The sequence below is a fragment of the Streptomyces sp. NPDC005004 genome (assembly GCF_053600675.1).
Window position 1 is genome coordinate 166,041 of record NZ_JBSGAH010000002.1, and the last position, 24,620, is coordinate 190,660.

At 73.7% G+C, this 24,620-nt stretch carries 23 protein-coding genes and 1 pseudogene; 13 read left to right on the top strand and 11 right to left on the bottom strand.

What is annotated here, in order from left to right:
* Window positions 1-97 precede the first annotated feature (97 nt).
* Window positions 98-1,060 carry an LAETG motif-containing sortase-dependent surface protein gene (locus tag ACWEEU_RS03070; RefSeq protein ID WP_451727850.1) on the bottom strand — a complete coding sequence of 321 codons (963 nt, stop codon included), beginning with the start codon at window positions 1,058-1,060 and terminating at the stop codon, window positions 98-100.
* A 299-nt stretch (window positions 1,061-1,359) separates the two neighbouring features.
* Here ACWEEU_RS03070 and ACWEEU_RS03075 point away from each other — a divergent pair, with 299 nt between their 5' ends.
* The gene (locus ACWEEU_RS03075) at window positions 1,360-3,018 is read left to right on the top strand and encodes a glycoside hydrolase family 13 protein (RefSeq protein WP_451727853.1); all 1,659 of its coding nucleotides are present in this window, start codon (window positions 1,360-1,362) and stop codon (window positions 3,016-3,018) included.
* 8 nt (window positions 3,019-3,026) lie between these two features.
* Here ACWEEU_RS03075 and ACWEEU_RS03080 read toward each other — a convergent pair whose 3' ends face one another.
* Window positions 3,027-3,791, bottom strand: a complete 765-nt coding sequence (locus tag ACWEEU_RS03080; protein WP_451728318.1) for a DUF4142 domain-containing protein — start codon at window positions 3,789-3,791, stop codon at window positions 3,027-3,029.
* A gap of 243 nt (window positions 3,792-4,034) precedes the next feature.
* Here ACWEEU_RS03080 and ACWEEU_RS03085 point away from each other — a divergent pair, with 243 nt between their 5' ends.
* The 8 genes from ACWEEU_RS03085 to murJ all read left to right on the top strand — a co-directional run bounded on the left by ACWEEU_RS03085 (window position 4,035) and on the right by murJ (window position 12,517).
* Entirely contained in the window at window positions 4,035-4,721 is a 687-nt protein-coding gene (locus ACWEEU_RS03085; RefSeq protein WP_385745793.1) for a DUF6445 family protein, read from the top strand.
* 127 nt (window positions 4,722-4,848) lie between these two features.
* A complete protein-coding gene (locus ACWEEU_RS03090; protein ID WP_385745791.1) occupies window positions 4,849-5,271 on the top strand; it encodes a DUF7144 family membrane protein in 423 nt (140 codons plus the stop codon).
* Between the two features lie 52 nt (window positions 5,272-5,323).
* A complete protein-coding gene (locus ACWEEU_RS03095) occupies window positions 5,324-6,025 on the top strand; it encodes a DUF4328 domain-containing protein (RefSeq protein WP_451727857.1) in 702 nt (233 codons plus the stop codon).
* Window positions 6,026-6,114: 89 nt separating this feature from the next.
* Complete coding sequence (locus ACWEEU_RS03100; protein WP_385745787.1) at window positions 6,115-7,062, top strand: MIP/aquaporin family protein; 948 nt, start codon at window positions 6,115-6,117, stop codon at window positions 7,060-7,062.
* A gap of 26 nt (window positions 7,063-7,088) precedes the next feature.
* A complete protein-coding gene (locus ACWEEU_RS03105) occupies window positions 7,089-7,238 on the top strand; it encodes a hypothetical protein (RefSeq protein WP_385745785.1) in 150 nt (49 codons plus the stop codon).
* Between the two features lie 253 nt (window positions 7,239-7,491).
* Window positions 7,492-9,336, top strand: coding sequence for an ATP-binding protein (locus tag ACWEEU_RS03110; RefSeq protein WP_451727861.1), 1,845 nt, complete (start codon window positions 7,492-7,494; stop codon window positions 9,334-9,336).
* Window positions 9,337-9,437: 101 nt separating this feature from the next.
* A complete protein-coding gene (locus ACWEEU_RS03115; RefSeq protein ID WP_385745781.1) occupies window positions 9,438-10,481 on the top strand; it encodes an LAETG motif-containing sortase-dependent surface protein in 1,044 nt (347 codons plus the stop codon).
* A gap of 227 nt (window positions 10,482-10,708) precedes the next feature.
* Window positions 10,709-12,517 (top strand): murein biosynthesis integral membrane protein MurJ, encoded by a 1,809-nt coding sequence (gene murJ / locus ACWEEU_RS03120; RefSeq protein ID WP_385745779.1) that lies wholly within the window; start codon window positions 10,709-10,711, stop codon window positions 12,515-12,517.
* 1 nt (window position 12,518) lies between these two features.
* Here murJ and ACWEEU_RS03125 read toward each other — a convergent pair whose 3' ends face one another.
* The gene (locus ACWEEU_RS03125) at window positions 12,519-13,883 is read right to left on the bottom strand and encodes a hypothetical protein (RefSeq protein WP_451727866.1); all 1,365 of its coding nucleotides are present in this window, start codon (window positions 13,881-13,883) and stop codon (window positions 12,519-12,521) included.
* Window positions 13,884-13,996: 113 nt separating this feature from the next.
* Between ACWEEU_RS03125 and ACWEEU_RS03130 the strand changes: the two genes are divergently transcribed.
* Window positions 13,997-15,292 carry a molybdopterin-dependent oxidoreductase gene (locus ACWEEU_RS03130; protein ID WP_385745775.1) on the top strand — a complete coding sequence of 432 codons (1,296 nt, stop codon included), beginning with the start codon at window positions 13,997-13,999 and terminating at the stop codon, window positions 15,290-15,292.
* Window positions 15,292-15,753, top strand: coding sequence for a hypothetical protein (locus tag ACWEEU_RS03135; protein WP_451727869.1), 462 nt, complete (start codon window positions 15,292-15,294; stop codon window positions 15,751-15,753). The genes ACWEEU_RS03130 and ACWEEU_RS03135 overlap by 1 nt, the downstream gene beginning before the upstream one ends.
* 185 nt (window positions 15,754-15,938) lie before the next feature.
* Here ACWEEU_RS03135 and ACWEEU_RS03140 read toward each other — a convergent pair.
* The 3 genes and pseudogenes from ACWEEU_RS03140 to ACWEEU_RS03150 form a co-directional block, all read right to left on the bottom strand.
* Window positions 15,939-16,370: pseudogene (locus ACWEEU_RS03140) on the bottom strand (class I SAM-dependent methyltransferase); the annotation flags it as partial.
* Window positions 16,367-16,984 (bottom strand): TIGR04282 family arsenosugar biosynthesis glycosyltransferase, encoded by a 618-nt coding sequence (locus ACWEEU_RS03145; protein WP_385745770.1) that lies wholly within the window; start codon window positions 16,982-16,984, stop codon window positions 16,367-16,369. The gene ACWEEU_RS03145 and the pseudogene ACWEEU_RS03140, both read right to left, overlap by 4 nt.
* A complete protein-coding gene (locus ACWEEU_RS03150; protein ID WP_385745769.1) occupies window positions 16,981-17,703 on the bottom strand; it encodes a glycosyltransferase family 2 protein in 723 nt (240 codons plus the stop codon). Before ACWEEU_RS03150 ends, ACWEEU_RS03145 begins: the two co-directional genes overlap by 4 nt.
* A 105-nt stretch (window positions 17,704-17,808) precedes the next feature.
* On the opposite strand from ACWEEU_RS03150, the gene ACWEEU_RS03155 reads away from it, so the two are divergent.
* Both ACWEEU_RS03155 and ACWEEU_RS03160 read left to right on the top strand, forming a co-directional pair.
* Window positions 17,809-18,648 (top strand): response regulator transcription factor, encoded by an 840-nt coding sequence (locus ACWEEU_RS03155; RefSeq protein ID WP_451727874.1) that lies wholly within the window; start codon window positions 17,809-17,811, stop codon window positions 18,646-18,648.
* 1 nt (window position 18,649) lies between these two features.
* A complete protein-coding gene (locus tag ACWEEU_RS03160; protein ID WP_385745765.1) occupies window positions 18,650-19,762 on the top strand; it encodes a sensor histidine kinase in 1,113 nt (370 codons plus the stop codon).
* Between the two features lie 22 nt (window positions 19,763-19,784).
* Here the strand turns inward: ACWEEU_RS03160 and ACWEEU_RS03165 are convergent, their stop codons facing one another.
* From ACWEEU_RS03165 to ACWEEU_RS03185, 5 genes are all read right to left on the bottom strand, one after another.
* A complete protein-coding gene (locus ACWEEU_RS03165) occupies window positions 19,785-20,774 on the bottom strand; it encodes an NAD-dependent epimerase/dehydratase family protein (RefSeq protein ID WP_451727879.1) in 990 nt (329 codons plus the stop codon).
* 75 nt (window positions 20,775-20,849) lie between these two features.
* Window positions 20,850-21,596 carry a GltA gene (locus tag ACWEEU_RS03170; RefSeq protein WP_451727882.1) on the bottom strand — a complete coding sequence of 249 codons (747 nt, stop codon included), beginning with the start codon at window positions 21,594-21,596 and terminating at the stop codon, window positions 20,850-20,852.
* 145 nt (window positions 21,597-21,741) lie between these two features.
* The gene (locus ACWEEU_RS03175) at window positions 21,742-22,659 is read right to left on the bottom strand and encodes a TauD/TfdA dioxygenase family protein (protein ID WP_451727885.1); all 918 of its coding nucleotides are present in this window, start codon (window positions 22,657-22,659) and stop codon (window positions 21,742-21,744) included.
* 72 nt (window positions 22,660-22,731) lie between these two features.
* Window positions 22,732-23,541, bottom strand: coding sequence for an ABC transporter ATP-binding protein (locus ACWEEU_RS03180; protein WP_451727888.1), 810 nt, complete (start codon window positions 23,539-23,541; stop codon window positions 22,732-22,734).
* A complete protein-coding gene (locus tag ACWEEU_RS03185) occupies window positions 23,528-24,577 on the bottom strand; it encodes a taurine ABC transporter substrate-binding protein (protein ID WP_451727891.1) in 1,050 nt (349 codons plus the stop codon). Before ACWEEU_RS03185 ends, ACWEEU_RS03180 begins: the two co-directional genes overlap by 14 nt.
* Between the last annotated feature and the right edge of the window lie 43 nt (window positions 24,578-24,620).

Consider the following 24,620-nt stretch of genomic DNA (forward strand, 5'->3'; position numbering starts at 1 on the left):
GGGCGCGCCGGGCCCGGTCGTCGGCCCTGACCCCGTCGTCCGGGTGGGCGTCCGGCGCGCTCGCCTCACGCTGGGGGCGTTGGGGCGCCCCGTGAGGTCAGTGCCGCGCCGCGCGCTTGCGGCGGGAGACGACCACGGCCGCGGCGCCCGCCGCGACCAGGGCCGCCGCGGCACCCGCGATCAGCCCGGAGCCGCTGCCGCCACCGGTCTCGGCGAGGTCGCCGGAGCCGCCGTCGGCGGACGGGGAGGCGGCCGCGGCGGTGTCCTCGACGCTCGCCGAGGGCGACGGGGAGGAACCGGAGTCCGCCTTGGTGCTCGGCGAGGCCGACTCGGAGGCGGACGCCGAGGCCGACTCGGAGGCCGAGCCCGAGCCCGACTCCGGGGCGGTGGCCGACGGGGAGGCGGTGGCGGCGGGCGTCGTCGGGGTCGGCTGCGCCTCGATCGAGCACTCCTTGGTGCCGCCGTTCCAGGCCGCGATCAGCTTGTCCTTGATGACGGCGTGGTCCGGGCCCTTGGGCAGGTCGCCGTGGACCAGGCCGTCGTTCGCGTCGAGGTCGCCGTCGAACCTGACCGCGCCCCGGTACAGGTCGACCTGCGCGAAGCAGCCCGCGTCCGGCACCGCGATGTCGAGCGTGTCGGTCTCGCCCTGCCTGACGTTCACGGTGTCGAAGCCGACCAGCGCCTGCTGCCCGGAGGTGGCCCAGGTGGCGCCGTGGGCGAGGTAGGAGGCGAGCGAGGCGGTGCAGCTCGCGGCGTCGCCGGCGGCGCGGACCGTGATGTGGACCTTGCCGTCCTCGGTGGGCTTCAGGTTCTGGTCGTCCACCTTGACGGAGGCGAAGAAGCGGGTGCCGTCCAGCGAGAACTCGCACGCGTCGGTGCCGGTCTCGGTACCGGCGCCGGTGCCCGGGGTCAGGTGGCCGCCGGACTTCCAGCCGTCGCCGCCGGGCGCGCCGTGGGCCCACGCCCCGGAGGCGGCGGCTACGGAGGCGGCGCACAGGGCGAGCGACGCGGCGCCCGTCCCCAGCAGGCGGCGCGCGGTGACACGTCGGGCTATGGACATGGACATCCCATCGGTTCGGGGAGAGCACGCGCGGGGCGCGGAGGGATCACAGGAGAGAACCGCGGCCTCCACGGACTCGTCGGTCCCGTGCGCCACAGTGTGGAGACATGGTGATCGTCCTTGCGAAAGCTGTCAACCTGCGCTAGCGCCCCGGGTGTTCGGGTTTCCGGTCCCGCCCGGTTTCCGTTTCGGGGCGATGTGGACAGATTCCTGTCGGACCCCCGGCACCCGCCTCACCCACGGACCCCCGGCACCCGCCCGACCCGCCGGACCCCGGCCCCCGCCCGAACGGAGCCCGCATGGCACAGCCGTCCGCCGACCTCTCCTCCCGGAACCCCGACTGGTGGCGCCAGGCCGTCATCCACCAGGTCTACCCCCGCAGCTTCGCGGACGCCGACGGCGACGGGCTCGGTGACCTCGCGGGCGTCACCGGCCATCTGGACCATCTGGCCGCGCTCGGCGTGGACGCGGTGTGGCTCAGCCCGTTCTACCCCTCCGAACTCGCCGACGGCGGCTACGACATCGCCGACCACCGGGACGTCGACCCGCGCCTGGGCACCCTGGACGACTTCGACGCCCTGGTGGCGGAAGCCCACCGGCTCGGCCTCAAGGTGATCGTCGACATCGTCCCCAACCACACCTCCCACCGGCACCCCTGGTTCCAGGAGGCGCTGGCGGCGGGCCCCGGCTCCCCGGCCCGCGCGCGGTACGTCTTCCGTCCCGGCCGGGGCGCGCGCGGTGAACTCCCGCCCACCGAATGGCAGTCGGTCTTCGGCGGCAGCGCGTGGGAGCGGGTGCCGGACGGCGAGTGGTATCTGCACCTCTTCGCCCGCGAACAGCCCGACCTCGACTGGCGCCACGACGAGGTGCGCGAGGACCTCCTCGCCACGCTGCGTTTCTGGTCCGACCGGGGGGTGGACGGCTTCCGCGTCGACGTGGCCCACGGCCTGGCCAAGGACCTCTCCGAGCCGCTGCGCGACGTGGGCGGCGTCGGTGCCACCGGCGAGGACTCCCTGCCCCTGGTCGAGCCCGGCTCCCACCCCTACTGGGACCGCGACGAGGTGCACGCGATCTACCGCGACTGGCGGCGCCTCCTCGACTCCTACGACCCGCCCCGCACCGCCGTCGCGGAAGCCTGGGTGCCGGACGAGCGCCGCGCGCTGTACGCCCGCCCGGACGAGCTGGGCCAGGCGTTCGACTTCGAGTATCTGGAGACCGGTTGGGACGCGGAGGAACTGCGTGCGGTCATCACCCGCTCGCTCGCCACCGCCCGTTCGGCGGGCGCCTCGGCCACCTGGGTGCTCTCCAACCACGACGTGGTCCGCCACGCCTCGCGCCTGTCGCTCCCGCCGGGCACCGACCTCGACGCCTGGCTGCTCTCCGGCGGCACCGAGCCCCCGCTCGACCCCGGTCCGGCCCTGCGCCGGGCCCGCGCCGCGACCCTGCTGATGCTGGCGCTGCCCGGCTCGGCGTACCTCTACCAGGGCGAGGAGCTGGGCCTGCCGGAGGTCGCCGACCTGCCCGCCGAGGTGCTCCAGGACCCGGTGTGGCAGCAGTCGGGCCACACCCGCAAGGGCCGTGACGGCTGCCGGGTGCCATTGCCCTGGACGACGACCGGACCCTCGTACGGCTTCGGACCCGGCGCGGGCTGGCTCCCGCAGCCCCCGTCCTTCGCGGCGTACGCCGTCGAGGCGCAGACCGGTGCCGAGGGCTCGACCCTGGAGCTGTACCGCGCCGCACTGAGGCTGCGCCGGAAGCTGCTGGAGGGCGAGGAACTGATCTGGGCGCCTGAAAGTCCCCCAGACGTGCTGGAGTTCAGGCGCACCCCGGGCTGGCGCTGTCTGACGAACCTGGGCGGCGCGCCCGTACCGCTGCCGCCCGGCGAACCCCTGCTCGCGAGCGGGCCGTTGGCCGTGCCCGGCATCCTTCCGCCGGACACGACCGTATGGATCGCCTAGGAGGCGTCCTAACCGACCGTGGGCGTGGGCGAGGGCGCCGGCGTCGCGCCGGGGATGCCCGAAGTGCCGTCCTTGCGGGTGTCGTTGGGACCGTTGATGCCGTCGACGTTCAGCGTGGAGGAGGTGGGGTTCGGCGGCGGCGTCAGGACCACCTCCGGCTGGCCCGGCGGCGGCGCGGGCGGCGTCAGGTCGTCCGTGGGCAGCTTGGGCGGGGTGGTCTGCTGGAAGATGGTCGAGTCGAAGTCGACCAGACCCGTCTTCTCCATCACCGTGATGTGGTCGAGCACCGTGTCGTTGGCCTGGTTGGCCAGCGCCCGCACCAGCGAGTTCTTGGTGGTGGACCGGATCTTCGCGATGGTGTTGAAGATCGAACCGTGCGTCATCCGCAGGATGTTGGCGAAGTCGGTGTCGAACTGCTTGCCGCTCTCGCCCTTCAACTGGGTCACGAAGCCCTCCTGCTGGGGGCTCGCCACGTTGGGCAGCGTGATGTTCAGCATGGGCGCGATCTTGCGGCAGGAGGCGTCGAGCGCGGCGTGCCCGTCGATCAGGTGCTTGCTGGCCTCCTTGACGCCCGCCGTGGTGCCCTTCTGGAGCCCGATCTGCCCGAGCGGGTACTCCCACAGGCCGGCCGCGCGCACCCGGACCACGAAGTCGCGGTCCTGCTCGGTGAGCGGGCCCCACTGCGTGTTGGCGACGATCCGTGTCTGCGACGCGGTGACGGTGTTCAGGCCGAGCATGCTGGGATAGGCGAGCGCCGCGAGTGTCAGCGTCATCGCACCGCCCACGAAGATGGTTCCCGTCGCGTTCCGCGAAATGCGCACCGTGCCTCCTGCCCGGTCGTGGTTCCGCCGACAGGCGGTTGGGACGCACAGCAGTACGGATGCGGGCGCCGTTCGTCTCGATGGTCGGGGTAACGATTTCCGTTCGACCGGGATTGGTCAAACGTTGACCCTCCTCGACAGATGTTGACCGTGCGCCGGGAGAAGCGGGAAGGAACCCGCCCCTAGATTCGCCCCATGCCCCCACAGCCACCCGCCGGGCGCCCGGCGGCCCTCCCCGTGCTGCCCTACCGCAAGCCGACCCGGGGACGCGACTACTGGGTCATCGACGACGCCCTGCCCGACCCCGACGCGGTGCGGACACGGTGTCTGGCCAAGGACGAGTGGGCCGAGGGTTACCCGTACACCTCCGAGACCTGGCCCGGACTGCGCGCGATGCCCGGCCTCGAACCCGCCGAACTCGCCCGTGTCGAGCAACTGGTGAAGAAGGCGACCGGCGCGCGGGAGCTGTGGGTGCAGCGGGCGCCCGGCGGCGGCACCCTCAACCACAACTGCGTCCAGGTCGTCGGCGAGGGCGAGAGCGAGCCCCGCCCGCACGCCGACTCGCGCGCGCTGTGCCGGTACGCGGCCGTGCTGTACCTCAACCCGCACGTGCCGAAGTCCTGCGGCACCAGCTTCTACCGCCAGTCCCTGCCCGGCGGCCGGCTCGGCGGCAACGTCGTCCAGGCCCCGCACGACAACCTCGTCGACGCCCTCGGCACCCGCTTCGTCGCCCCGGACGCCTTCGAGGAGGACGTGGACGTCCCCCACCGCTACAACCGTCTGCTCCTCTACCACGCCAACCTCGTGCACAGCGCGACCGGCTACTTCGGCCGGACGCTTGAGGAGAAGCGGATGACGGCGGTCTTCTTCTGGATGGCGTGAGGGCCCGCCTGGCGTGCCCGCGCCCGCGCCTTCACCCGTTCGGCGTAGCACCCGTGGTCACCCGGCCGTGTCCGCGTGATCGTCGTAGCAACGAACCTCTCGGGGCGACGACGGCGGAGGTACTGCCATGACCCAGCAGCAGCAGACGCAACCGGCCCCCTCGTCCCACGAGGGGCTCGCCGAGGGCGGCGCGATGTTCGGGGGTGTGCTGATGCTGGTGACCGGCATCCTCGCCATCCTCCAGGGCATCTCCGCGATCGCCGCGGACGACGTGTACGCGCGAGTGGGCCTGTACGTCTACAAGATCAACCTGACCGGCTGGGGCTGGATCCTGCTGGTACTCGGCGTCATCTCCGTCATCACCGGCGTGGGCGTCCTCATGCGCCAGGAGTGGGCGCGGATGGTCGGCATCCTGCTGGCCTCGCTGAGCATCATCGCCCAGTTCCTGTTCCTGCCGTACTCCCCGATCTGGTCGCTGATCATGATCGGCATCGACTTCTTCGTGATCTGGGCGCTGGCGACGTACCACCCGCAGCGCCGCACGGTCTGATCAGTCGTAAAAGCCCCTGGTGCGGGGCGATCCACCCGGTCAGAATCGCGTCGTGACGGAACAGAGGACGATTCAGGCCGACCCCGCACCCCAGGTGCACGGACTGCGCCCCGTGGAGACGGCGGCCCGGCTGACCGGCTGGGCCCTGCTGCTCGCGGGGCTCGGTCATGCGCTGCGCGCGGTGTGGGAGATACGGCTGTGGACGGCGGGCGAGCCCGCCTCCGGACCCCCGGACCAGGGCGACGGTGTGCACCGGCCGCTGAACTCGCTGGAGAGCTCGTACCACTTGGTCACCTCCCTCGTCGGCGTCACGATGGTGATCTGCGCGGTGTTCTTCATCTCCTGGATGTGGCGGGTGCGGGACAACTCCGTCGCCCTGTCGCGCGAGAGGCCGAAGTACGCGGGGTTCTGGGTCTATCTCGGCTGGGTGCTGCCCGTCGCCAACCTGTGGATTCCGCGCGGGGTGATCGCCGACGCGTACCGCAAGTCCGTGCCGGGGCGGATGCTGCCCTCCGTGGTCACGGTGTGGTGGGTGCTGTGGCTGGTCGGCATGGCCTGCGGCACCGGCCTGTTCTACCGCGACGGCACGGACAAGCTGATCGAGCGCGCCTACAGCGCGGTCTGGCCCCTGCTGTTCAGCGAGGCGGCGATGGTGGCGGCGGCGGTGACCGGCTTCCTCATGGTGCGCGCGGTGACGACGGCGCAGCTCGACCGCATCGCCTCGCTCACGGCCGACCGGCGGATCGAGGGGTAACCCGAAGGCAGTAACCCGCTCTGCGGAACGAGTGGTTGTGGACCAGCATGAGGCTGTTGGCCGCATTCGCTCTCTCAGAGGGGCCCTCAATGGCTGTCGAAATACCCCCGCTCATCAAGCCGTCCCGGCTCAGACACCGGGGCGGTCTGGCGGGCGAGATGATGGCGGAGTTCCTCGGGACCTTCGTCCTCATCTCGTTCGGCTGCGGTGTGGTCGCCATGGCCGTCGCGGCACTGCCCGGCTCCGGCCGGGCCGCCACCACCACGACCATCTTCCTGGCGGCGGGCGACTGGCTGCTGGTCGCCTGGGGCTGGGCCCTGGCGGTGACCTTCGGCGTCTACGTGGCGGGCGGCGTCAGCGGCGCCCACCTCAACCCGGCCGTCACCCTCGCGGTGGCCGTGCGCCGCGGCTTTCCCTGGATCAAGGTGCTGCCGTACTGGTTCGCGCAGGTCGCGGGCGCCTTCGCGGGCGCCGCGCTGGTCTACCTCGTCTACCACAACGCGATCGACACCTTCGACTCGGCCGTGCAGGGCCCCAAGACCAACGGGCACACCCTGGCCTCGTTCTCCATCTTCGCGACCTTCCCGGCGCCCTACTTCCACGGCGGCATCTGGGGTCCGCTGATCGACCAGATCGTCGGCGCCGCCTTCCTCGTCATGTTCGTCGTCGCCATCCTCGACCTGCGCAACCAGGCCGTGAAGGCGAACCTCGCCCCGCTCGTCACGGGCTTCGCCGTCGCCGCGATCGGCATGTCCTACGGCGCGAACGCCGGGTACGCCATCAACCCCGCCCGCGACTTCGGCCCCCGCCTGCTCACCTGGGTGGCGGGCTGGGACAGCCTCGCGTTCCCGGGCTCGGTGGCGGGCCAGTTCAGTGACTATTGGTGGGTGCCGATCGTCGGCCCGTTCATCGGCGGCGTGGTGGGCATCCTCGTCTACGACCTGTTCGTCGGCGACGTGCTCTTCCTGCGCCACGAGATGGGCGAACTGCCCGAGCCCGGCCGCAGCCGCCCGACCCGGGTGGACGAGGGCGAGTAGGAGCCGGACCGCGCGAGGAGAACCCGATGGGCGGCGACCGGGCCCGGGCCACGGCCCGGGTCCGGCTGCGTGTCCGGGTGACGGCGCGGGTGCGGGTGACGGTGCGGGTGCGCGGGCTGGGGGTGTCGGTGCGGATACACGTCCGGGGCCGGGCCGGGGCGCGGTTGCGCCGCTGAGGCGCTCACGGCTGAAGGCTTCTTCGCCGGACGCGCGTTCGGGCGTTCGTCGTGCCGTGTGATAGCCGGCGCGGGTGCGCCACCCGGCGTTCCGGTGGGGCGTTGGAGTTCCCGTAGCGGTTCCGCAGGAACGATTTACCCGTGCGCAGCGCCGGGTCGTCGCACCGCGCGAGGGGTTTGGAGTACTGACGCAGTGAGGTCTTACGCCTCGGGCACCGACCGGGCTGCCACGACGGGCCGTCCGGAACCGGGCGTGCTCGTCGGCCGTGCGGCGGAGACGGCCGCGCTGCGGGAGGGGCTGGCCCGGGGGCGGCTGGTGACGGTGACCGGGCCCGCGGGTGTCGGCAAGAGCAGCCTGGCCACGGCGGTCGCCGCGTGCGGGGCCTGGGGCGCGGTGGTCCGCGTCCGCTGCCCCGGCGGCAGCCGTACGGCCCCGGGCGCGCTGGCCGAGCGCGTGGCCGAGGCGACGGGCGGCGGTCCGCTGGAGGCGCTGGAGTGGGGACTCGGCGCGGGTGGCCGCCCCACCCTGCTCCTGCTCGACGACGCCGACGCCGTCCGCACCGAGTGCGCGGGCCTGGTCCAGCACCTGTTGATGCAACTCCCCTCCGTGCGCGTCCTGGTGACCTCCCGCCAGGCCCTCGGTCTCGGGGACGAGCACGTCGTACGGCTCGCGCCGCTGGAGGAGGCGTACGCCGTCGAGCTGTTCCTCGCGCGGGCGCTGCCCCGGACGGTGGCGGAGTACGGCGTGGTCGTCCGGATCTGCCGACTGGTGGAGGGCATGCCGCTCGCCGTGGAGCTGGCCGCCGAGCAGCTCGGGCGGGGCATGGGGGTGGAGGAGCTGGCGGAACGCCTGGAGCGGGACCAGTGCTGGCTGTCCGCGCCCTCACCCGCGCTGCGCAGACACCGCTCGCTGCGGTCGGCCGTCGGCTCGGCCTATCTGCTGTGCGACCGCGTCGAGCGGGCGGTGTGGAGCAGGGCCGCCGTCTTCGCCGGGCCGTTCGGCGAACCGTCCGCCGCGTATCTGTGCTCCGGCGCGGGAGTCGCCCCGCACCAGGTTCCGGCGTGCCTGGCCCGGCTGACCGCCGCCGGGGTGCTGCGGACCCTGGGCGAGCCCGGTGGCGTACGCCCGCCGCGCTACGTGATGACCCGGGCCGCCCGCGACTTCGGCACCGAACGGCTCGGCGCGGCCGGGGAGTTCAGGGTGGCCGTCACCCGGCACGTGCTGCACCACCGGCGGCTGGCGGAGATCGCCGGGAACCTGTGGAGCGCGGGCGAGCAGCGGCAGGCGGCGCGGCTGGTGCGGGACAACGAGGCCGACCTGGCCGCACTCGTCGACCACGCCCTCGCGCTGCCCGGTCCGCCCGCCGGGCAGGTGGCGGCGGCGCTGGCCGGAGTGGTGGACCTCTGGTTCTGGTGGGCGGTGCACGACCACGCCGAGGAGGGCCGGCGCCATCTGGCCCGGCTGCTGGCGCACCACCGCGCCGACGACCATCTCGCCGCCCGCGCCCGCTGGCTGGCCGCCTGGCTCAGCGCCCCCGGCGACCCGGCCACCGCCCGCGAACTGCTCGGCCAGGTCTGGCCCGCCGCCGTGCTCGCCGGCGACGACGCGCTGATCGGCCGGGTCAGCCATGTCGAGGGCGTGCTGGCCTGGGAGCGCGGCGACACCCGCGCCGCCGCCGACTGCTTCCGCCAGGCGGCCGACACCGTCCCGCCGTACGCCCCCGGCGGTCCCGCCCCGGCCGTCAGCCTCGCCGCCCTGGCCGTGCTCCAGGCCCCGCTGACCCCGGCCTCCGCCCAGCGCGAGGCCCGCCGCGCCCTCACGCAGCCCGGCGTCCGCGAGGACGCCTGGGCCACCGCGCTGGCCCGCTACGCCCGCGCCTACGCCGATCACCACCGAGGGCGGACGGCCCGCGCCTGGCACCGGGCGCACCGCGCGCTGACCGGTCTCGACCCGCACCCCGCTCTGCTCGACACCGCGCCCGACATGCCTCGGGTCCGGGCAGCGCTGCGTACGTTGCTGACGGAGATCGAGTCTCCGGCGACCCCGGGCGGGCGCCCGGCGGTCCCGGGTCCGCGCAAGGACGACTCGGCCCTGTGATCCATGTCACTTAAGAATCCCGTAAGCCTTTGGGCAACTGTTTACCCGCGTAACCGGTCATCTCTGCGAACACACCGATCACTCACGCATCCGAGGTTCGCATGAAGCTTCGCCGTTCCCTGGCTCTGGCCGCAGCGACGGCTGCCATAGCTCCCGCTGTGCTGCTGGCGGCCCCGGTCGCGTACGCCTCCGACGAGGCACCGGCGGTGGTCGCCTCCGAGTCGACGCCGGCGGCGGAGGACACCACCCCCGCCGCGGAGGACACGACTCCGGCGGCCGAGGACACGACCCCCGCCGCGGAGGACACGACCCCCGCCGCCGAGGACACGACTCCGGCCGCGAACACGTCGGAGTCCACGACCGCGTCGCCCTCCGCCACCCAGCCCGCCGCGCCGTCGGCGAGCGTGTCGGCCTCGCCGTCCGCCTCGGAGTCCACGTTCCCGACCGAGTGCGACGGCAGCACCGAGCCGAAGTTCGACGACGACCTGCACACCACCCTCTCCGGCCTGCCGTCGAAGGTCGTCGCGGGCAGCGGGTTCCACACCTTCAAGCTGAACGTCAGCAACACGGGCGAGCACTCCTACAAGCGTGTCGACCTCGGTGTCTTCGCCGCGAGCGTGGGCGAGGACGACTTCTCCGACGCCAACCACCTCACCCTCCAGTACAAGGACCCGGCCACCGGCACGTGGACGGACATCTCCCTGGACGAGGACGACGAGGGCGCGGGCTACCTCGGCTACACCGACGTCAAGGCCAACGAGTCCTTCTCCGTCGACCTGCGTCTGGCCGTCGACGCCAAGGCCCCGGCCGGTTACGGCTTCGCCATCAGCATCGGCATGTACGCCGACGACAAGGGCGACTGCGTCTACTCCAGCGACGACAGCTACTACGAGTTCGACATCCTCAAGGCGGGCACCGCCCCCGGCAAGCCGGGTGACGCCAAGCCGCAGGGCGGTCACAAGCCGCTCCCGGCCAAGCCGTCCGGCAACACCGAGATCGCCCCGCAGGGCCACCTCGCCGAGACCGGTGCCAGCTCGGTCCTGCCGGCCATCGCGCTGAGCGGTGGCGCCGCCGTCGCCCTGGGCGCGGGCGCCGTCTTCGTCGTCCGCCGCCGCAAGGCCGCGGGCTCCGGCATCGTCGCGTAACGGTCCATACCCGACGTCCGGCAGTCGCCGTACGCGCACACGGGGCCTCGTCCACCCACCGGTGGGCGAGGCCCCGCGCCGTACGACCGGTACTCTTCCCTCCGCCGTCAACCGCGCCTTCGTGCCCCTGGTTCCGGCGTTCATCAGACCTGGCCGGACGTGGCGCGGAGCCGTCGGCAGCGTGGTCGTCGTCGTGTGGCTCGGCGTGCCGCCGGGAGAGGATCAGCGTGGGTTCCAGGAGCGAGAGCGAAGTCGGCGCGGCGGGACGCGGGTTGACGGGAGGCGGGGCGTCGGGCGGCGGGACCGATCCGGCCACCCTGCAGATCCGGCTGGTGGACACCGCGGCCCCGGCAGCCGCCCCGGTGGCCGAGGCCGCCCCCGCGGCCAAGAAGTCCGGCGGCAAGGCGGCCGGGCTCCTCAAGTCCAGCGCCGTCATGGCGGCCGGCACCCTGGTCTCCCGGCTGACCGGCTTCCTGCGCACCCTGGTGATGGGTGCGGCCCTCGGCGTCGGCACGCTCAACGACTCCTACCAGGTCGCCAACACCCTGCCGACGATGATCTACGTCCTGGTCGGCGGCGGCGCGCTCAACTCCGTCTTCATCCCGCAGCTCGTGCGGTCGATGAAGGAGGACGACGACGGCGGCGTGGCCTACGCCAACCGGCTGATGACCCTCGTCATCACACTCCTCGGCTCCGTCACCGCGATCTGCGTGGTCGCCGCGCCCTGGCTGATCCGCCTCATGTCGCCGTCCATGGCCTCCCACCCCGACCAGCTCGACGTGGCGGTCACCTTCGCGCGCTGGTGCCTGCCCACCATGTTCTTCATGGGCCTGCACGTGGTGATGGGCCAGATCCTCAACGCGCGCGGCCGGTTCGGCGCCATGATGTGGACGCCGGTCCTCAACAACATCCTGATCATCGTGGCGTTCGGCTCGTTCGTCTGGGTCTTCGGCTCGGCCGGGCACTCCGGCATCTCGGCCGCCTCCATCAGCCCCGAGGGCGTACGGCTGCTCGGCATCGGCACCCTGCTGGGACTCGCCGTCCAGTCGCTGGCGATGATGCCGTACCTGCGCGACTCCGGCTTCCGCATCCGGCTGCGGTTCGACTGGCGCGGCCAGGGCCTCGGCAAGGCGCTGGGCCTGGCCAAGTGGACGTTCCTGTTCGTGCTGGTCAACCAGGCCGGCATGGTGGTCGTCACGCGGCTCGCCACGGCGGCGGGCGCGGCGGCCGAGAAGACGGGTCACCCCGGCACCGGCATCACCGCCTACAACTACGCCCTGCTGCTCTGGCAGATGCCGCAGGCCATCATCACCGTCTCGATCATGACGGCGATCCTGCCCCGCATCTCCCGCGCCGCCCACGAGGAGGACTTCGCGGGCGTCCGCGACGACCTCTCCCAGGGGCTGCGCTCCTCGGCGGTCTTCATCGTGCCGTGCGCCTTCGCCTTCCTGGCCCTCGGCGTCCCGCTGATCCAGTTGCTCTACGCCGGTGCCGGTGAGGAGGGCGCCCGCAACATCGGCTTCGTGCTGATGGCGTTCGCGCTCGGACTCGTCCCCTACTCCGTGCAGTACGTCGTGCTCCGCGGCTTCTACGCCTTCGAGGACACCCGCACGCCCTTCTACAACACGGTGATCGTCGCCGCGGTCAACGCCGCCGGGTCCGTCGCCTCCTACCTGCTGCTTCCCGCCCGCTGGGCCGTCGCGGGCATGGCCCTGTCGTACGGCCTCGCCTACGCGACCGGCGTCCGCGTCGCCTGGACCCGGCTGCGCAAGCGCCTGGGCGGCGACCTCGACGGCCGCCGCGTCACCCGCACCTACGTCCGCCTGATCGCGGCCTGCCTCCCGGCGACGGCGGCGGCCGGTCTGCTGGTGCGCTGGCTCTCCGGCATCTCCACGAACGCCGTCGTCTCCTCGGCCGTCGCCCTGACCGCCGGAGGCGTGGTCCTGCTCGTGCTGTTCGCGGTCCTGGCCCGCCTCTTCCGCGTGGACGAGGTGAACGCGGCCCTCGGCATGGTGAAGGGACGCCTCGGCCGCTGACTCACCAGCCGGTCAGCAGCAGATGGTTGACCAGCAGTGCCGTGACCGCCTGGGCCCCGAGCCACACCCGGGGCCCGGGCAGGTACGCGCACGCGGGGAGCAGCCACATCGCGAACGGCAGCCAGATGCGCTCGGTCTCCGCCTTGCTCATGCCGGAGACGTCCGCGACGAGCAGCGCCAGCAGGGCGGCCCCGGTCAGGAGCGCGAGGCGGGTGGCCGCCGGGTCGCCACGGCGCACCAGGGACGAACCCGCGCGGCCGAGCCCCGCCGCCGTCGCCGGTCCGGTGATGACGGCCGCGCAGGCGAGGTTGGCCCAGATCCAGTAGCCGTAGGGGCGGATGCCTCCCACTCCCTGGTAGTAGCGGATCACCAACAGGTGATAGCCGGACCACCAGTTGAAGCCGAGCAGCGTGAACACCACCGGCACCACGGCCAGTCCGGCCACCAGCGCGACGAGCAGCACCGGCCGGTCCCGCACCCCCGCGCGTCCCAGCCACAGCACCGCGAGGGCGACGAGCGCGATCAGCGTCAGACCGTAGGACAGATAGACGGTCAGGCCGGACAGCAGGCCCGAGGCGGCCGCCCACAGCGGTGAGCGCCGGGTGACCGCGAGGGCGAGGCATGCCAGTGCCCAGGCCGCGACCGCCGCGAAGTAGGCGTCCGCCGAGGCGCCCAGCCAGACGGCGGCAGGCGCGAACACCACGAAGGGCGCCGCGCGACGCGCCGTCGGCTCGTCCACCAGGACCCGCAGCGCGACCAGGACGGCCGCGCTCGCGGACGCCCCCAGCACCGCGCACCAGGTCCCCGCCCATGCCCCGCCGCCGAGCCCGATCCGGTCCAGGAGCACGAAGGTGACCGTGGCGGCCGGAGGATGCCCGGCGACATGGGCGGGCCAGTTGCCCGGCGACCCGCTGACGATGTGCTGGTCGAAGTCGCGCAGGGCCGCCGGGATGTCGTGGAAGCGGCCGATCACTCGCAGGTACTCGTTGCGGGTGGTGAGCCGGGTGGCGATCCCGGTGTGCCAGCCGTCGATCAGCGCGAGCGAGAAGATCCACGCGGCCGACGCCGCCCAGACAGCCCACGGCAGCGCACGCCAGGACAGTCGCGCCGCGAGCGCGGGGCCGTACGCCACCGCGCCCGCCGCGAGCAGCAGCGCGGCCGGGGTGCCCGGACCCACGTGCGGCGCCCAGTCGGCGTACAGCGGCGGCCAGTGCACGAACAGGGTGTGCCGGGTGTCCTGGAGGTGGCGGCCGACCAGCACGGCCGCCGTCACGAGCAGGACGGCGGCGAGGGCGGCGAGGAGATCGCGGCGGGCCACGGCAGACGGCGGGCGCGCGGAATCGGTGTGCGGGGAGCGGTCGATCACACCGGCACGCTAGGCCGACCGCGCGCGCGGACGCCGCCGTACGGGCCGGATGTCAGCGTTTCGTCATGGGTCGCGCACCCGTTTCGGGGGGTCTCCCGCCCTACGGTCGGGACATGCGCGATCGTCCTCGCCTCCCCTCCTCCCCCGCCTTCTGGCGCAGCCCCCTGCGCGGCACCCGCTTCACCGCCGTGCTCGGCCTGGTGCTGCTCGGCGGCGTCACCGTCATGTTCGTGACCGGCCTGGTGTCGTACGCGGCCTACAACCCGGATCTGTCGCCGGTGAACGACACGACCCCGGACAAGGGACTGCTCGGCTTCTACCTCTTCGCCTGGCCGGCCGGTCCGTCCTGGCTGTACCGGCTCACCCAGGGCGTCCACGTCACGCTCGGTGTCACCCTGGTTCCGGTGCTGCTCGCCAAGCTGTGGTCGGTGGTGCCGAAGCTGTTCTCGCTGCCCCCGGCCCGCTCCCTCGCGCACGCCCTGGAACGGCTCTCGCTGCTGCTCCTGGTCGGCGGCGGACTCTTCGAGTTCACCACCGGCCTGCTCAACATCCAGTTGGAGTACGTCTTCCCGGGCTCCTTCTACCCGCTGCACTTCTACGGCGCGTGGGTGTTCATGTCCGCCTTCGTCGTCCACGCGGCGCTGAAGACGCCGGTGGCGGTGCGGGCGGTGCGCTCGCTGCGCGAGCGGGAGCGGGTGGCCGCGGAGCGTCCCGCCGCCGAGGCGGGCGCGGTCCCCGGGGGACCTGCCGACGAGGCGGGTCTCGCCTCCGCCCGTCCCGCCGAGCCCACCGTCTCGCGCCGGGGCGCGCTGCGGCTGGTCGGCGCGGGTTCGCTGCTGCTGTTCCTGACCACGGTCGGGCAGAGCCTGGGCGGCCCCCTGCGCCGTACCGCGCTGCTCGCGCCGCACGGCGGGGCCGATCCGGGCGGCGGCCCGAACGGCTTCCAGATCAACAAGACGGCCGCCTACGCCGGGATCACCGAGTCCGAGACGAGCGAGGACGCCTGGCGGCTGGTCGTCACCGGACCGGCCGGGACCCTACGGCTCGGCCGCGCCGACCTGCTCCGCCTTCCCCAGCACAGCTCCTCGCTGCCCATCGCCTGCGTCGAGGGCTGGTCCACCGCCGACCAGTGGTGGCGCGGGGTCCGGCTGCGGGACCTCGCCGCGCTCGCCGGGTACGACACGGGGGCGGTGGACCTGCTCGTGGAGTCGCTGCAACGGCACGGCGCCTTCCGCCGCGCGGCGCTGCGCGCCAACCAGGTGTCCGACCCGCGCTCCCTGCTCGCCCTGTACGTCAACGGCGAGCCGCTGTCCCTCGACCACGGCTACCCGGCGCGGATCATCGTGCCCGCGCTGCCCGGCGTCCACAACACCAAGTGGGTGGCCCGGCTGACCTTCGGAGACCTGTGATGCCCCGGTTCCGCTTCCCGGTCGGCAGCCCGCTGCAACTGCTGCTGCTCCTCTGCTCGTTCGCGCTCGCCGTCTACGCGGGCATCCGGCTGCTCGCCGGTGACTGGCTCGGCGTCGTCCTGTGGATCGTGGGCGCGGCCCTGCTGCACGACCTGGTGCTGCTGCCGCTGTACTCGGCACTGGACCGCGCGCTGGTGGCGGGGTGCGACGCGGCCGGGCGGCGCTCGCTCGTGCCGTACGTCCGTGTGCCCGCGCTGCTGTCGGGCTTGCTGCTGCTGGTGTGGGCGCCCCTGATCCTCGGCCTGTCCGCCGACCACTACCGCTCGGCCACCGGGCTCGACCCGGACGGCTTCCTGCCCCGCTGGCTGCTGATCACCGCCGTCCTCTTCGGAGGCTCGGCGCTGGTGTGCGTCCTCCGGCTGCGCAGGGCGACGAAGCACCGCTCGCCCGCCGCCCACTGAGCCTCCGTCCGCCACCCGGCGCCCCGCGCGAGTCGCAGCAGCGCCGGGGCGCCGATCCGCGCCCAGGGGAACGGATCGCCCACGGGTGACCGGCCGTGCGCCAGGTCCACCACCCGCACCAGGGCGCGCTCGTCGACCTCGGTGGGGCTCGTCTCGGCGATCAGCAGACCGGACGGCCGCAGCAGTTCGCCGGTCCGCCGCAGCAGGGCGGCCACATCGCCGCCGATGCCCACGTTGCCGTCCATCAGCAGGACCGTGCCCCAGCCGCCCTCGCCGGGCAGCGGGTCGAACACCGAGCGGCGCAGGGCCTGGCCGCCGAGCCGGTGGGTGCGGGCGACGGCGGCCGCGCTCACGTCGACGCCGAGCACCCGCTCGCCCCGTGCGGCCAGCTCCGCGACCAGCCGGCCCGGACCGCAGCCGATGTCGAGCACCGGGCCCTCGCAGTGGTCCAGTACGGCCCGGTCGACCGCGTCGGCGTCCGCGCACCAGCGCTCGACCTCCAGCGGCAGCAGCCAGCCGTCGTCGCGGCGCAGGAACAGCGGACCCCGGCCGGTGCGCAGCGCGGTGGCGTACGGGTCGGAGGCGGCCCAGGCGGGCGGTGCGGTGGTGGCGCTCATGACGCACCGCCGTGCGTACAGTCCGCGAGCCGTGCCGCGAAGGCGCCGTGCGGGGCGAGCGCGGCGACCGCGCGGGCGTCGGCGGCGGTGTCCACGTCGCGCAGCCTGGGCAGGTCCCGTACCCGCAGCCCGGCGGCGTGCAGCCGCTCGCGTTGCACGGCCCCGGTCTCGGGCACCGACATGGGCACGCCCCGCAGCAGCGCGGGTTCGGGGCGGGCGAGTCCGAGGGCCCAGAAACCGCCGTCCTCGGCCGGGCCGAACAGCGCGTCGCACTCCGCGAAGTCCGCCGTCAGCAGCTCGGGGGTGACCTGCGGGGTGTCCATGCCGATCAGCAGCGCCGGTCCCGCGCAACGGGCGAAGGCGTCCGCGAGCCGCTCGTCGAGACCGCCCGCGCACTGCGGCACCACCTCGAAGCCGTCCGGCAGCCAGGGTCCGGGACTGCCGTCCAGCACCAGCAGCCGTCGCGCGGCGGGCGTCGCCGCCACCGCGCGCAGCGTGTCCGCGAGCGCGGCTTCGGCGAGCGCGGCGGCCTGCGCGGGCGAGAACGGCGGGGTGAGCCGCGTCTTGACCCGGCCCGGCCGCGGCTCCTTGGCGATGACGAGCAGCGTGGTCACCGCTGTCCTCCCGCCGCCGGGGTCTCGCGCAGCACGCGGCTCATGTCACGTACCGCATGCCAGGTGCCGCGCCAGGTGCCCGTCACCTTGGAGGCGCCGGTGCGCGGCAGATACGGCACGTCGTGCTCGGTGACGTGCCAGCCCGCGTCGGCCGCGCGCACCACCATCTGCAGCGGGTAGCCGCTGCGCCGGTCGGTGAGCCCGAGCCCGAGCAGCGCCTCGCGACGGGCGGCGCGCACCGGACCGAGGTCGCGCAGGGCGAGTCCGGTACGGCGGCGCAGCAGCAGCGAGAGCGCGAGGTTCCCGGCGCGGGCGTGCGCGGGCCACGCGCCCCGCCCCTGCGGGCGCCGCCTGCCGAGCACCAGGTCGGCCCGCCCGGCCCGGACCTCCTCGACGAAGGGCACCAGCAGAGCGGGGTCCAAGGAGGCGTCGCAGTCGCAGAAGCAGACCACGTCGGCGGTGGCCGCGAGCAGCCCGGCATGGCAGGCGGCGCCGAAACCGCGCCGCTCCTCGCGGACGACCGTGGCGCCGAGGGAGCGGGCGATCTCGGCGGAACCGTCGGTGGAGCCGTTGTCCACGACGAGCGCGCGCCAGCCGGGCGGGACGCGCTCCAGGACCCAGGGCAGCGCCCCGGCCTCGTCGAGACAGGGCAGCACGACGTCCACGCCGGGTCGGGAGTCCGCGCCGGGACGGGAGGGGGAGTTGGTCACGGCTTTCACCCTACGAACCCGAACCGGGGCAAAGGGGACTTCGGCTCCTTACGAAACGCGGACGTCGGAGCCGCACCGCGCCCCGCCCGGCGGAGCGGTGCGAGGCTGGAGAACATGCAGCAGCCGTACCCCGCCCACCGCCCCGGACCCGCCGCGCGGCCGCCCGAGGCCACCGGACGGATTCTGGTCGTCGACGACGACCCGACCGTCGCGGAGATCGTCACCGGCTATCTGGTCCGCGCCGGGCATCTGGTGGACCGCGCCGCCGACGGCCCCGCCGCCCTCGCCCGCGCCGCCGCCCACCGGCCCGACCTCGTGGTCCTGGACCTGATGCTGCCCGGCATGGACGGCCTGGAGGTGTGCGCGCGGCTGCGCGAACGAGGTCCGGTGCCGGTCATCATGCTCACCGCGCGCGGCGACGAGGACGACCGCGTCCTCGGCCTGGAGGTCGGCGCGGACGACTACGTCACCAAGCCGTTCAGCCCCCGCGAACTGGTGCTCCGGGTGGAGTCGGTCCTGCGCCGCACCCGGCCCGCGCCCGCGGCCGTGCCCGCACCCGCTCCGCTCGCCTCGGCCGGGCTCGCCGTCGACCCGGCCGCCCGCCGCGCCACCAAGAACGGCACGGAACTGGCGCTCACCCTCCGCGAATTCGACCTCCTCGCCTTCTTCCTGCGCCACCCCGGACGCGCCTTCGGCCGCGAGGAGCTGATGCGGGAGGTGTGGGGCTGGGACTTCGGCGACCTGTCGACCGTCACCGTTCACGTACGGCGGCTGCGCGGCAAGGTCGAGGACGACCCCGCGAACCCGCGGCTCATCCGGACGGTGTGGGGGGTCGGGTACCGGTTCGAGCCGGTCGGGTCCGGCGAGCCGGAGGACGGTTCCGGTTCCGGCGGACCGGCGCGCGATGCCGGGGCCGACGGGTTCGACGGGTCCGCCGTCGGCGAGGAGATCTGACATGCGCGACATGCTCCTCATCGCCCTCTACGCCTTCCTCGCCGCCGCGGCCACCGGCCTCGCCGGGGCGGGCGTACTGCGACTGGTCCGGCGCCGCTCGCTGACCGCCTCCCTCGCCGTGGTGGCGGGCGTCGGGGTGTTCGCGATGCTGGCGGGCACCATGGCGGTCGCCTGGGCGATGTTCCTGTCCCCGCACGACCTCAGGGTGGTCACCACCGTCGTCGCGATGGCCGCCGTCGTCTCCCTGCTCACCGCGCTGCTGCTCGGCCGCCGCGTGGTGGCGCGCAGCCGGGAACTGACCGACGCGGCGCGCAACTTCGGGGACGACGGCGCCTTCGCCGTGCCCGCCGCCCCGGCCACCGCCGAACTCGACGAGCTGAGCCGCGAACTGGCCGCCACCAGCGCCCGGCTCGCCGCCTCCCGTGAGCGCGAGCGCGCCCTGGAGGCGTCCCGGCGCGAGCTGGTCGCCTGGATCTCGCACGACCTGCGCACCCCGCTCGCCGGACTGCGCGCGATGTCGGAGGCGCTGGAGGACGGCGTGGCCGCCGACCCCGCCCGCTACCTCCGCCAGATCCGCACCGAGGTGGAACGCCTCAACGACATGGTCGGCGACCTCTTCGAGCTGTCCCGCATCCACGCCGGGACGCTCCCCCTCAACCCGGCCCGGGTCTCGCTGTACGACCTGGTCGGCGACGCCCTCGACGGCGTCGGCCCGCTCGCCCGCGAGCACGGGGTACGGCTGGTGGGCGACGGAGTGCAGCCGGTGCCGGTCGAGGTGGACGGCAAGGAGATGAGCCGCGTCCTGGCCAACCTGCTCGTCAACGCCATCCGCCGCACCCCCGCCGACGGCACGGTGGCCGTCGCCGCCCGCCGGGCACCCGACGGCGTGGTGCTCACGGTGACCGACGGCTGCGGCGGCATCCCCGAGGCGGACCTGCCGCGTGTCTTCGACACCGGCTGGCGCGGCACCGACGCGCGGACACCTCCGGCGGGCGCCGGGCTCGGGCTGGCCATCGTGCGGGGCATCGTGGAGGCCCACCAGGGCCGGGCGAGCGTCCGGAACATCCCCGGCGGCTGCCGCTTCGAGGTGACGCTGCCGGCCCCGGCCCACTGAGACCGGGGCGGCCCGGGAGGCATCAGCGGGTGTGCGCGAACTCCGCCATGCCCTCCGCGAATCCGACCTCGGGCTTCCAGCCCAGCTCGGCCCGCAGCCGCGAGGAGTCGGCGGTGACGTGCCGTACGTCCCCGAGCCGGTACTCGCCGGTGGCCACCGGCTCGGGCCCGCCGTACGCCGCGGCCAGCGCCCGCGCCAGCTCGCCGACCGTACGCGGCTCACCGCTGCCGGTGTTGTACGCGCTCAGCGTGCCCGGCCGCTCCGGCGCCTCCAGCGCGGTCACGTTTGCGGCGGCCACGTCCCGCACGTGCACGAAGTCGCGTCGCTGGCCCCCGTCCTCGAAGACACGCGGCGCCTCACCACGCTCCAGCGCCGAACGGAAGAACGCGGCGACCCCGGCGTAGGGAGTGTCCCGGGGCATCCGGGGGCCGTAGACGTTGTGGTACCGCAGCGAGAAGGCCGTACCGCCCGTGGCGCGGGCCCACGCGGCGGTCAGATGCTCCTGGGCCAGCTTGGTCGCGGCGTACACATTGCGCGGGTCGGCCGGGGCGTCCTCGCCGACGAGGCCGGGGAGCAGCGCCCGGCCGCAGCGCGGGCACGGCGGCTCGAAGCGGCCCGCCGCCAGATCGGTCTCCGCGCGCGGGCCAGGACGTACGTCACCGTGGACCGGGCAGGCGTAACGGCCCTCGCCGTACACCACCATCGATCCGGCGAGCACCAGCCGGTCCACACCCGCCGCGGCCATCGCGGCGAGCAGGACGGCGGTGCCGAGGTCGTTGCGGGAGACGTACTCGGCCGCGTCGGACACCCCGTCGCCGAGACCCACCCGGGCCGCCTGGTGGCAGACCGCGTCGACGCCGGTCAGGGCCCGGGCCACCGCCTCCGGGTCGCGGACGTCGGCGCCGGGGTCGTCCCGCACGTCGTACGCCACCGGTTCGTGCCCGCGCGCCCGCAGCGCGTCGACGACATGGGACCCGATGAAGCCGGCACCGCCGGTGACCAGTACACGCATACGGCCACGCTAGGCCCGTGCGCCGCCCGGTTCCCGTCGTGACGTCCGCACGTCACGACTCCGTAAGGACGCGGCTCACGGCGCCCACCGCCACCCCGAGGCGTGCAGCGCCTCCGCCCGCTCGACGGCGATCTCCACACGCAGCCGCGCCTCCTCCTCGTCGCGGAAGTCGGCGGTGGCGGTGTGCTGGGTGGGGTGCTTGCGGTAGAGGGTGCCGGGGACGGACTGCATCCAGCCGGGGCTCACCGCCTCGCAGTTGAGCACCAGGGCGCCGTCCTCGAAGGCGGGCAGCGCGGGCCAGCCGCCGAGCAGCCGGACCAGGGCGGTACGGGCGGTCAGCGTCGTGCCCACCACCGGCATCTCGCCGCGCTTGGCGCCGTCGAGGAGCGCGCGGGCGGGCAGCGGGCCGGGCGGGGGGTCGTACGGGCCCGGCACCAGAATGCCGTCGGGAAGCAGGTCCAGACAGGGGGCTACCGTCCAGCCGTAAGAGGGATGGGCGGTGAGGACCTCGATGTCGCGGGCGAGGGCGCCGGGGTCGGGCAGCAGGTCGTCGGCGTCGACACAGCGCAGCAGGGTGCCGGTGGCGCGGGCCAGTCCGAGGGTGCGGGCGCGGGCGGCGCCGCCCTGGCGGCCGGTGCCCTTCGAGATCCAGGGCGCGTCCGGCACGGCGGCGAGTGGGGTGCCGGTGCGGCCGTCCTCCTGGAGCACCCACTGGAGCCGCCAGCCCTCGGGCAGACGCTGCCCGGCCAGACAGCCGTGCAGCTCGCGCAGATAGACGTGCCCGCCCTCGTGGACGGGCGTCAGCACGGTGAGCGTCGGCATGGAACGGCGCTTCCCTTCGGCGGGCTCGGGGGCTCTACGGACGACGTCGGCGGAACCGAGCGCGGTTCCGCCGACCTCATCGTGCCCCGTGCGCCCCGCTGTCGAAAGCGGTGCCCTGCCCGGGGAGCGCTGTCAGTAGCGGCGGTCAGCCGAGCGGGGATGTTTCACGTGAAACGGACAAGGTTTCACGTGAAACACCGAACGGGACATCCCCGGCCAGCGTGATCCGGTGCATCACCCGGTGCTGGTCGCCGTAGTCGCGGTTGGCGTAGTGCGCCGTGCTGCGGTTGTCCCACAGCGCCACGTCGCCAGGCCGCCAGCGGTGCCGCACGATGTGCTCGGGCTTGGTGAGGTGGGCGTAGAGGATGTCGAGCAGGCCCCGGCTCTCGTATTCGGAGACCCCGGCGATGTGCGAGGTGAAGCCCGGGTTCACGAACAGACCCTTGCGGCCGCTCTCGGGGTGGACGCGCACCACCCGGTGCTCCACGGGGACGAGTTCGGTGACGACCTCGCCGTCCCAGAGGTTGCCCTGCCCCTGCCGACGCTGGGCCAGGTAGTAGCCGAAGGCGCGGTTGCCGTCGTGCACGGCGGTGAGGCCGTCGAGGTGGGCCCGCAGACCCGGTGACAGCGACTCGTAGGCCAACTGGCTGTCCGCCCACGTGGTGTCGCCGCCGTGCGGCGGCAGGACGACCGCCCGCAGGATGGAGATCGCGGGCGGCCGCCGGACGAAGGTGACGTCGGTGTGCCAGACGTCGGAGAAGCCGTTGTCCTGGCTGTCCAGGGCGTACACCTCCGGCGCCACGTCACCGGAGTCGTGCACCGGGTGGCCGACGGTGACCTCGCCGAGGCGCCGGCCGAACTCGATCTGCTGGGCGTCGTCGAGGTGCTGGCCGCTGACGAAGAGCACCTTGTGCTCGACCAGAGCCGCGCGGACGGCGGTCACCTCGTCGTCGGTGAGACGGGCCAGGTCGATGCCGTCGATCTCGGCGCCGAAGCTCGGCCCGAGCCTGGTCAGCGGAAGCTGGACGGTGGTGTCGGAGGAGCGGTCGCTGGTGATGCTCAACGGGGGCTTCCTTTCCTGGGGTTCCGGAGGGTTGCCGTGCTGCACGGCTCCCGGTGCTCCGTGCGGTCGGGGTCAGGCGGCGGCGGACTTGACGGCATGTGAGACCCGCGCGCGCAGTTCGGCGAACTCCCGTGACTCACGCAGCGCGTCGGCGTCCACCCCCTCGCGCGGGAGCGGTACCGGCAGGTCCAGGGCGACGGTCCCGGGGCTCTTGGACAGCACGACGATGCGGGAGCCGAGGAACACCGCCTCGTCGGCGGAGTGGGTCACGAACACGGTGGTGCGCCCGGTGCGGGCGGTCACCTCGCGCACGTCCTCCTGGAGCCGTTCCCGGGTCAGCGCGTCCAGCGCGGCGAACGGCTCGTCCAGCAGGAACAGCGGGTGCTCGGCCGCGAGCGCGCGGGCGATGGCGACGCGCTGGCGCTGCCCGCCGGAGATCTCCCACACCCGCCGCCGCTCGGTGCCGCCGAGCCCGACCCGCTCCAGCAGTTCCGCGCGCCGCTCGGCCCGGCGTTCGCGCTCGACGCCCGCGTAGCGCAGGGCGAGGTCGACGTTGCCGCCGACGGTGCGCCAGGGGAACAGCCGGGGCGTCTGGAACACCACGCCCGCCGCGTGTCCGGGGCGGGGTGCGGCGCCCGTCACCCGCACCGAGCCGTCGGTGGGTTGCTCGAACCCGGCGATCAGCCGCAGCAGCGTGCTCTTGCCGCAGCCGGAGGCGCCGACCAGCACCAGGAACTCCCCGGCGGGCACGGTGAGATCGACGGGTCCGACGGCGGTGAAGGCGTCGCGCCCCTGGCCGTAGCGATGGCTGACCTTCTCCAGGCGTACGGCCTCCGCGGCCTCGGTGCGGACGTCGTTCTCGGTCAGCTCACCTGAGGCCATCGGGCAGTCCCTTCAGATAGAAGGCGGAGCGGACGGCCCGCTCGGTGGGGGCGGCGTCGATCTGCTTCTGGCCGGCCAGGAAGCGACCGGTGTCGATGACGTAGTCGAGCAGCTTGCCGGGGTGGCCCTCGGTGCCGAGCCACTCGGCGGACGCGACCTGCTCCGGGGTGAGGAACACGCCCTGGGAGAGCTGCGCCTTGGCGTCGGCGGTGCTGATGCCCAGCTCGGCGGCTACGTCCTCGACCGAGCCGTCCGGGTCCGACCTGAGCAGCCGCAGCGCCTCCGCCTCGGCCTTGCGCCAGGCGCCGATCACCTTCGGGTCCTTGGCGATCAGGTCGTCCGACACCACGGCGAGGTCGAGCGTCGGCTTGCCCCCTGCGCCGATCTCCTTGCTGCTGGTGAGCTGGGTGCCGGTCTTGCGCAGCTCGTCCAGCGTCGGCAGCCAGACGTACGCGGCGTCGATGTCCCCGCGCTGCCAGGCGGCGAGGATCGCCTGCGGCTGGAGGTCGACCAGCTTCACGTCGGACGCCTTGAGCCCGGCCTGGTCCAGCGCCGCGAGCAGGCTGTAGTGCGAGGTGGAGGCGAACGGCGTCGCCACGGTGTGCCCCTTGAGCCCGGCCACGTCCTTGATGCCGAGCTTCTTGCGCGCGACCAGCGCCTCGTTCTCCCCGGCCACGTCGAGCACGAACGCCACCTTGTAGGGGATCGGCGAACTCCCCGATATCCCCCGCGCGAAGGGGCTGGAGCCGAGCGCCGCGATGTCCAGCGACTTGCCGAGGAACGCCTGGTTGACGCTCGCGCCCGAGTCGAACTTGACCCAGCTCACCGCGTAGTCGGGCAGCGCCTTCTCCAGCAGCTTTCTGTGCTTGACCAGCAGATCGCCGCTGGGGAAGGCGAAGTAGCCGATGCGCAGCCGCTTGTTCCTGCCCGAGGACGCGTCACTGGACGAGGAGCAGCCGGTGGCGGCGAGGGCGGCGGTGCCGAGCGCGCCGGCGAGGAGCAGCCGGCGGGAGGGACGGGAGAGGGAAGACGCCATGGGACGACCGTTTCTGACGGGGAGGGGACAGCGGATCGGAGGA

What these genes read in the sequence shown, in the direction of transcription:
- ACWEEU_RS03180 (WP_451727888.1), bottom strand. Translation starts at nt 23,541, where the DNA reads ATGGCCTCAGGTGAGCTGACCGAGAACGACGTCCGCACCGAGGCCGCG.
- ACWEEU_RS03080 (WP_451728318.1), bottom strand. Translation starts at nt 3,791, where the DNA reads ATGACGCTGACACTCGCGGCGCTCGCCTATCCCAGCATGCTCGGCCTG.
- ACWEEU_RS03075 (WP_451727853.1), top strand. Translation starts at nt 1,360, where the DNA reads ATGGCACAGCCGTCCGCCGACCTCTCCTCCCGGAACCCCGACTGGTGG.
- ACWEEU_RS03165 (WP_451727879.1), bottom strand. Translation starts at nt 20,774, where the DNA reads ATGCGTGTACTGGTCACCGGCGGTGCCGGCTTCATCGGGTCCCATGTC.
- ACWEEU_RS03090 (WP_385745791.1), top strand. Translation starts at nt 4,849, where the DNA reads ATGACCCAGCAGCAGCAGACGCAACCGGCCCCCTCGTCCCACGAGGGG.
- ACWEEU_RS03100 (WP_385745787.1), top strand. Translation starts at nt 6,115, where the DNA reads ATGGCTGTCGAAATACCCCCGCTCATCAAGCCGTCCCGGCTCAGACAC.
- ACWEEU_RS03130 (WP_385745775.1), top strand. Translation starts at nt 13,997, where the DNA reads ATGCGCGATCGTCCTCGCCTCCCCTCCTCCCCCGCCTTCTGGCGCAGC.
- ACWEEU_RS03155 (WP_451727874.1), top strand. Translation starts at nt 17,809, where the DNA reads ATGCAGCAGCCGTACCCCGCCCACCGCCCCGGACCCGCCGCGCGGCCG.
- ACWEEU_RS03115 (WP_385745781.1), top strand. Translation starts at nt 9,438, where the DNA reads ATGAAGCTTCGCCGTTCCCTGGCTCTGGCCGCAGCGACGGCTGCCATA.
- ACWEEU_RS03135 (WP_451727869.1), top strand. Translation starts at nt 15,292, where the DNA reads ATGCCCCGGTTCCGCTTCCCGGTCGGCAGCCCGCTGCAACTGCTGCTG.
- ACWEEU_RS03170 (WP_451727882.1), bottom strand. Translation starts at nt 21,596, where the DNA reads ATGCCGACGCTCACCGTGCTGACGCCCGTCCACGAGGGCGGGCACGTC.
- ACWEEU_RS03105 (WP_385745785.1), top strand. Translation starts at nt 7,089, where the DNA reads ATGGGCGGCGACCGGGCCCGGGCCACGGCCCGGGTCCGGCTGCGTGTC.
- ACWEEU_RS03070 (WP_451727850.1), bottom strand. Translation starts at nt 1,060, where the DNA reads ATGTCCATAGCCCGACGTGTCACCGCGCGCCGCCTGCTGGGGACGGGC.
- ACWEEU_RS03185 (WP_451727891.1), bottom strand. Translation starts at nt 24,577, where the DNA reads ATGGCGTCTTCCCTCTCCCGTCCCTCCCGCCGGCTGCTCCTCGCCGGC.
- ACWEEU_RS03085 (WP_385745793.1), top strand. Translation starts at nt 4,035, where the DNA reads ATGCCCCCACAGCCACCCGCCGGGCGCCCGGCGGCCCTCCCCGTGCTG.
- ACWEEU_RS03160 (WP_385745765.1), top strand. Translation starts at nt 18,650, where the DNA reads ATGCGCGACATGCTCCTCATCGCCCTCTACGCCTTCCTCGCCGCCGCG.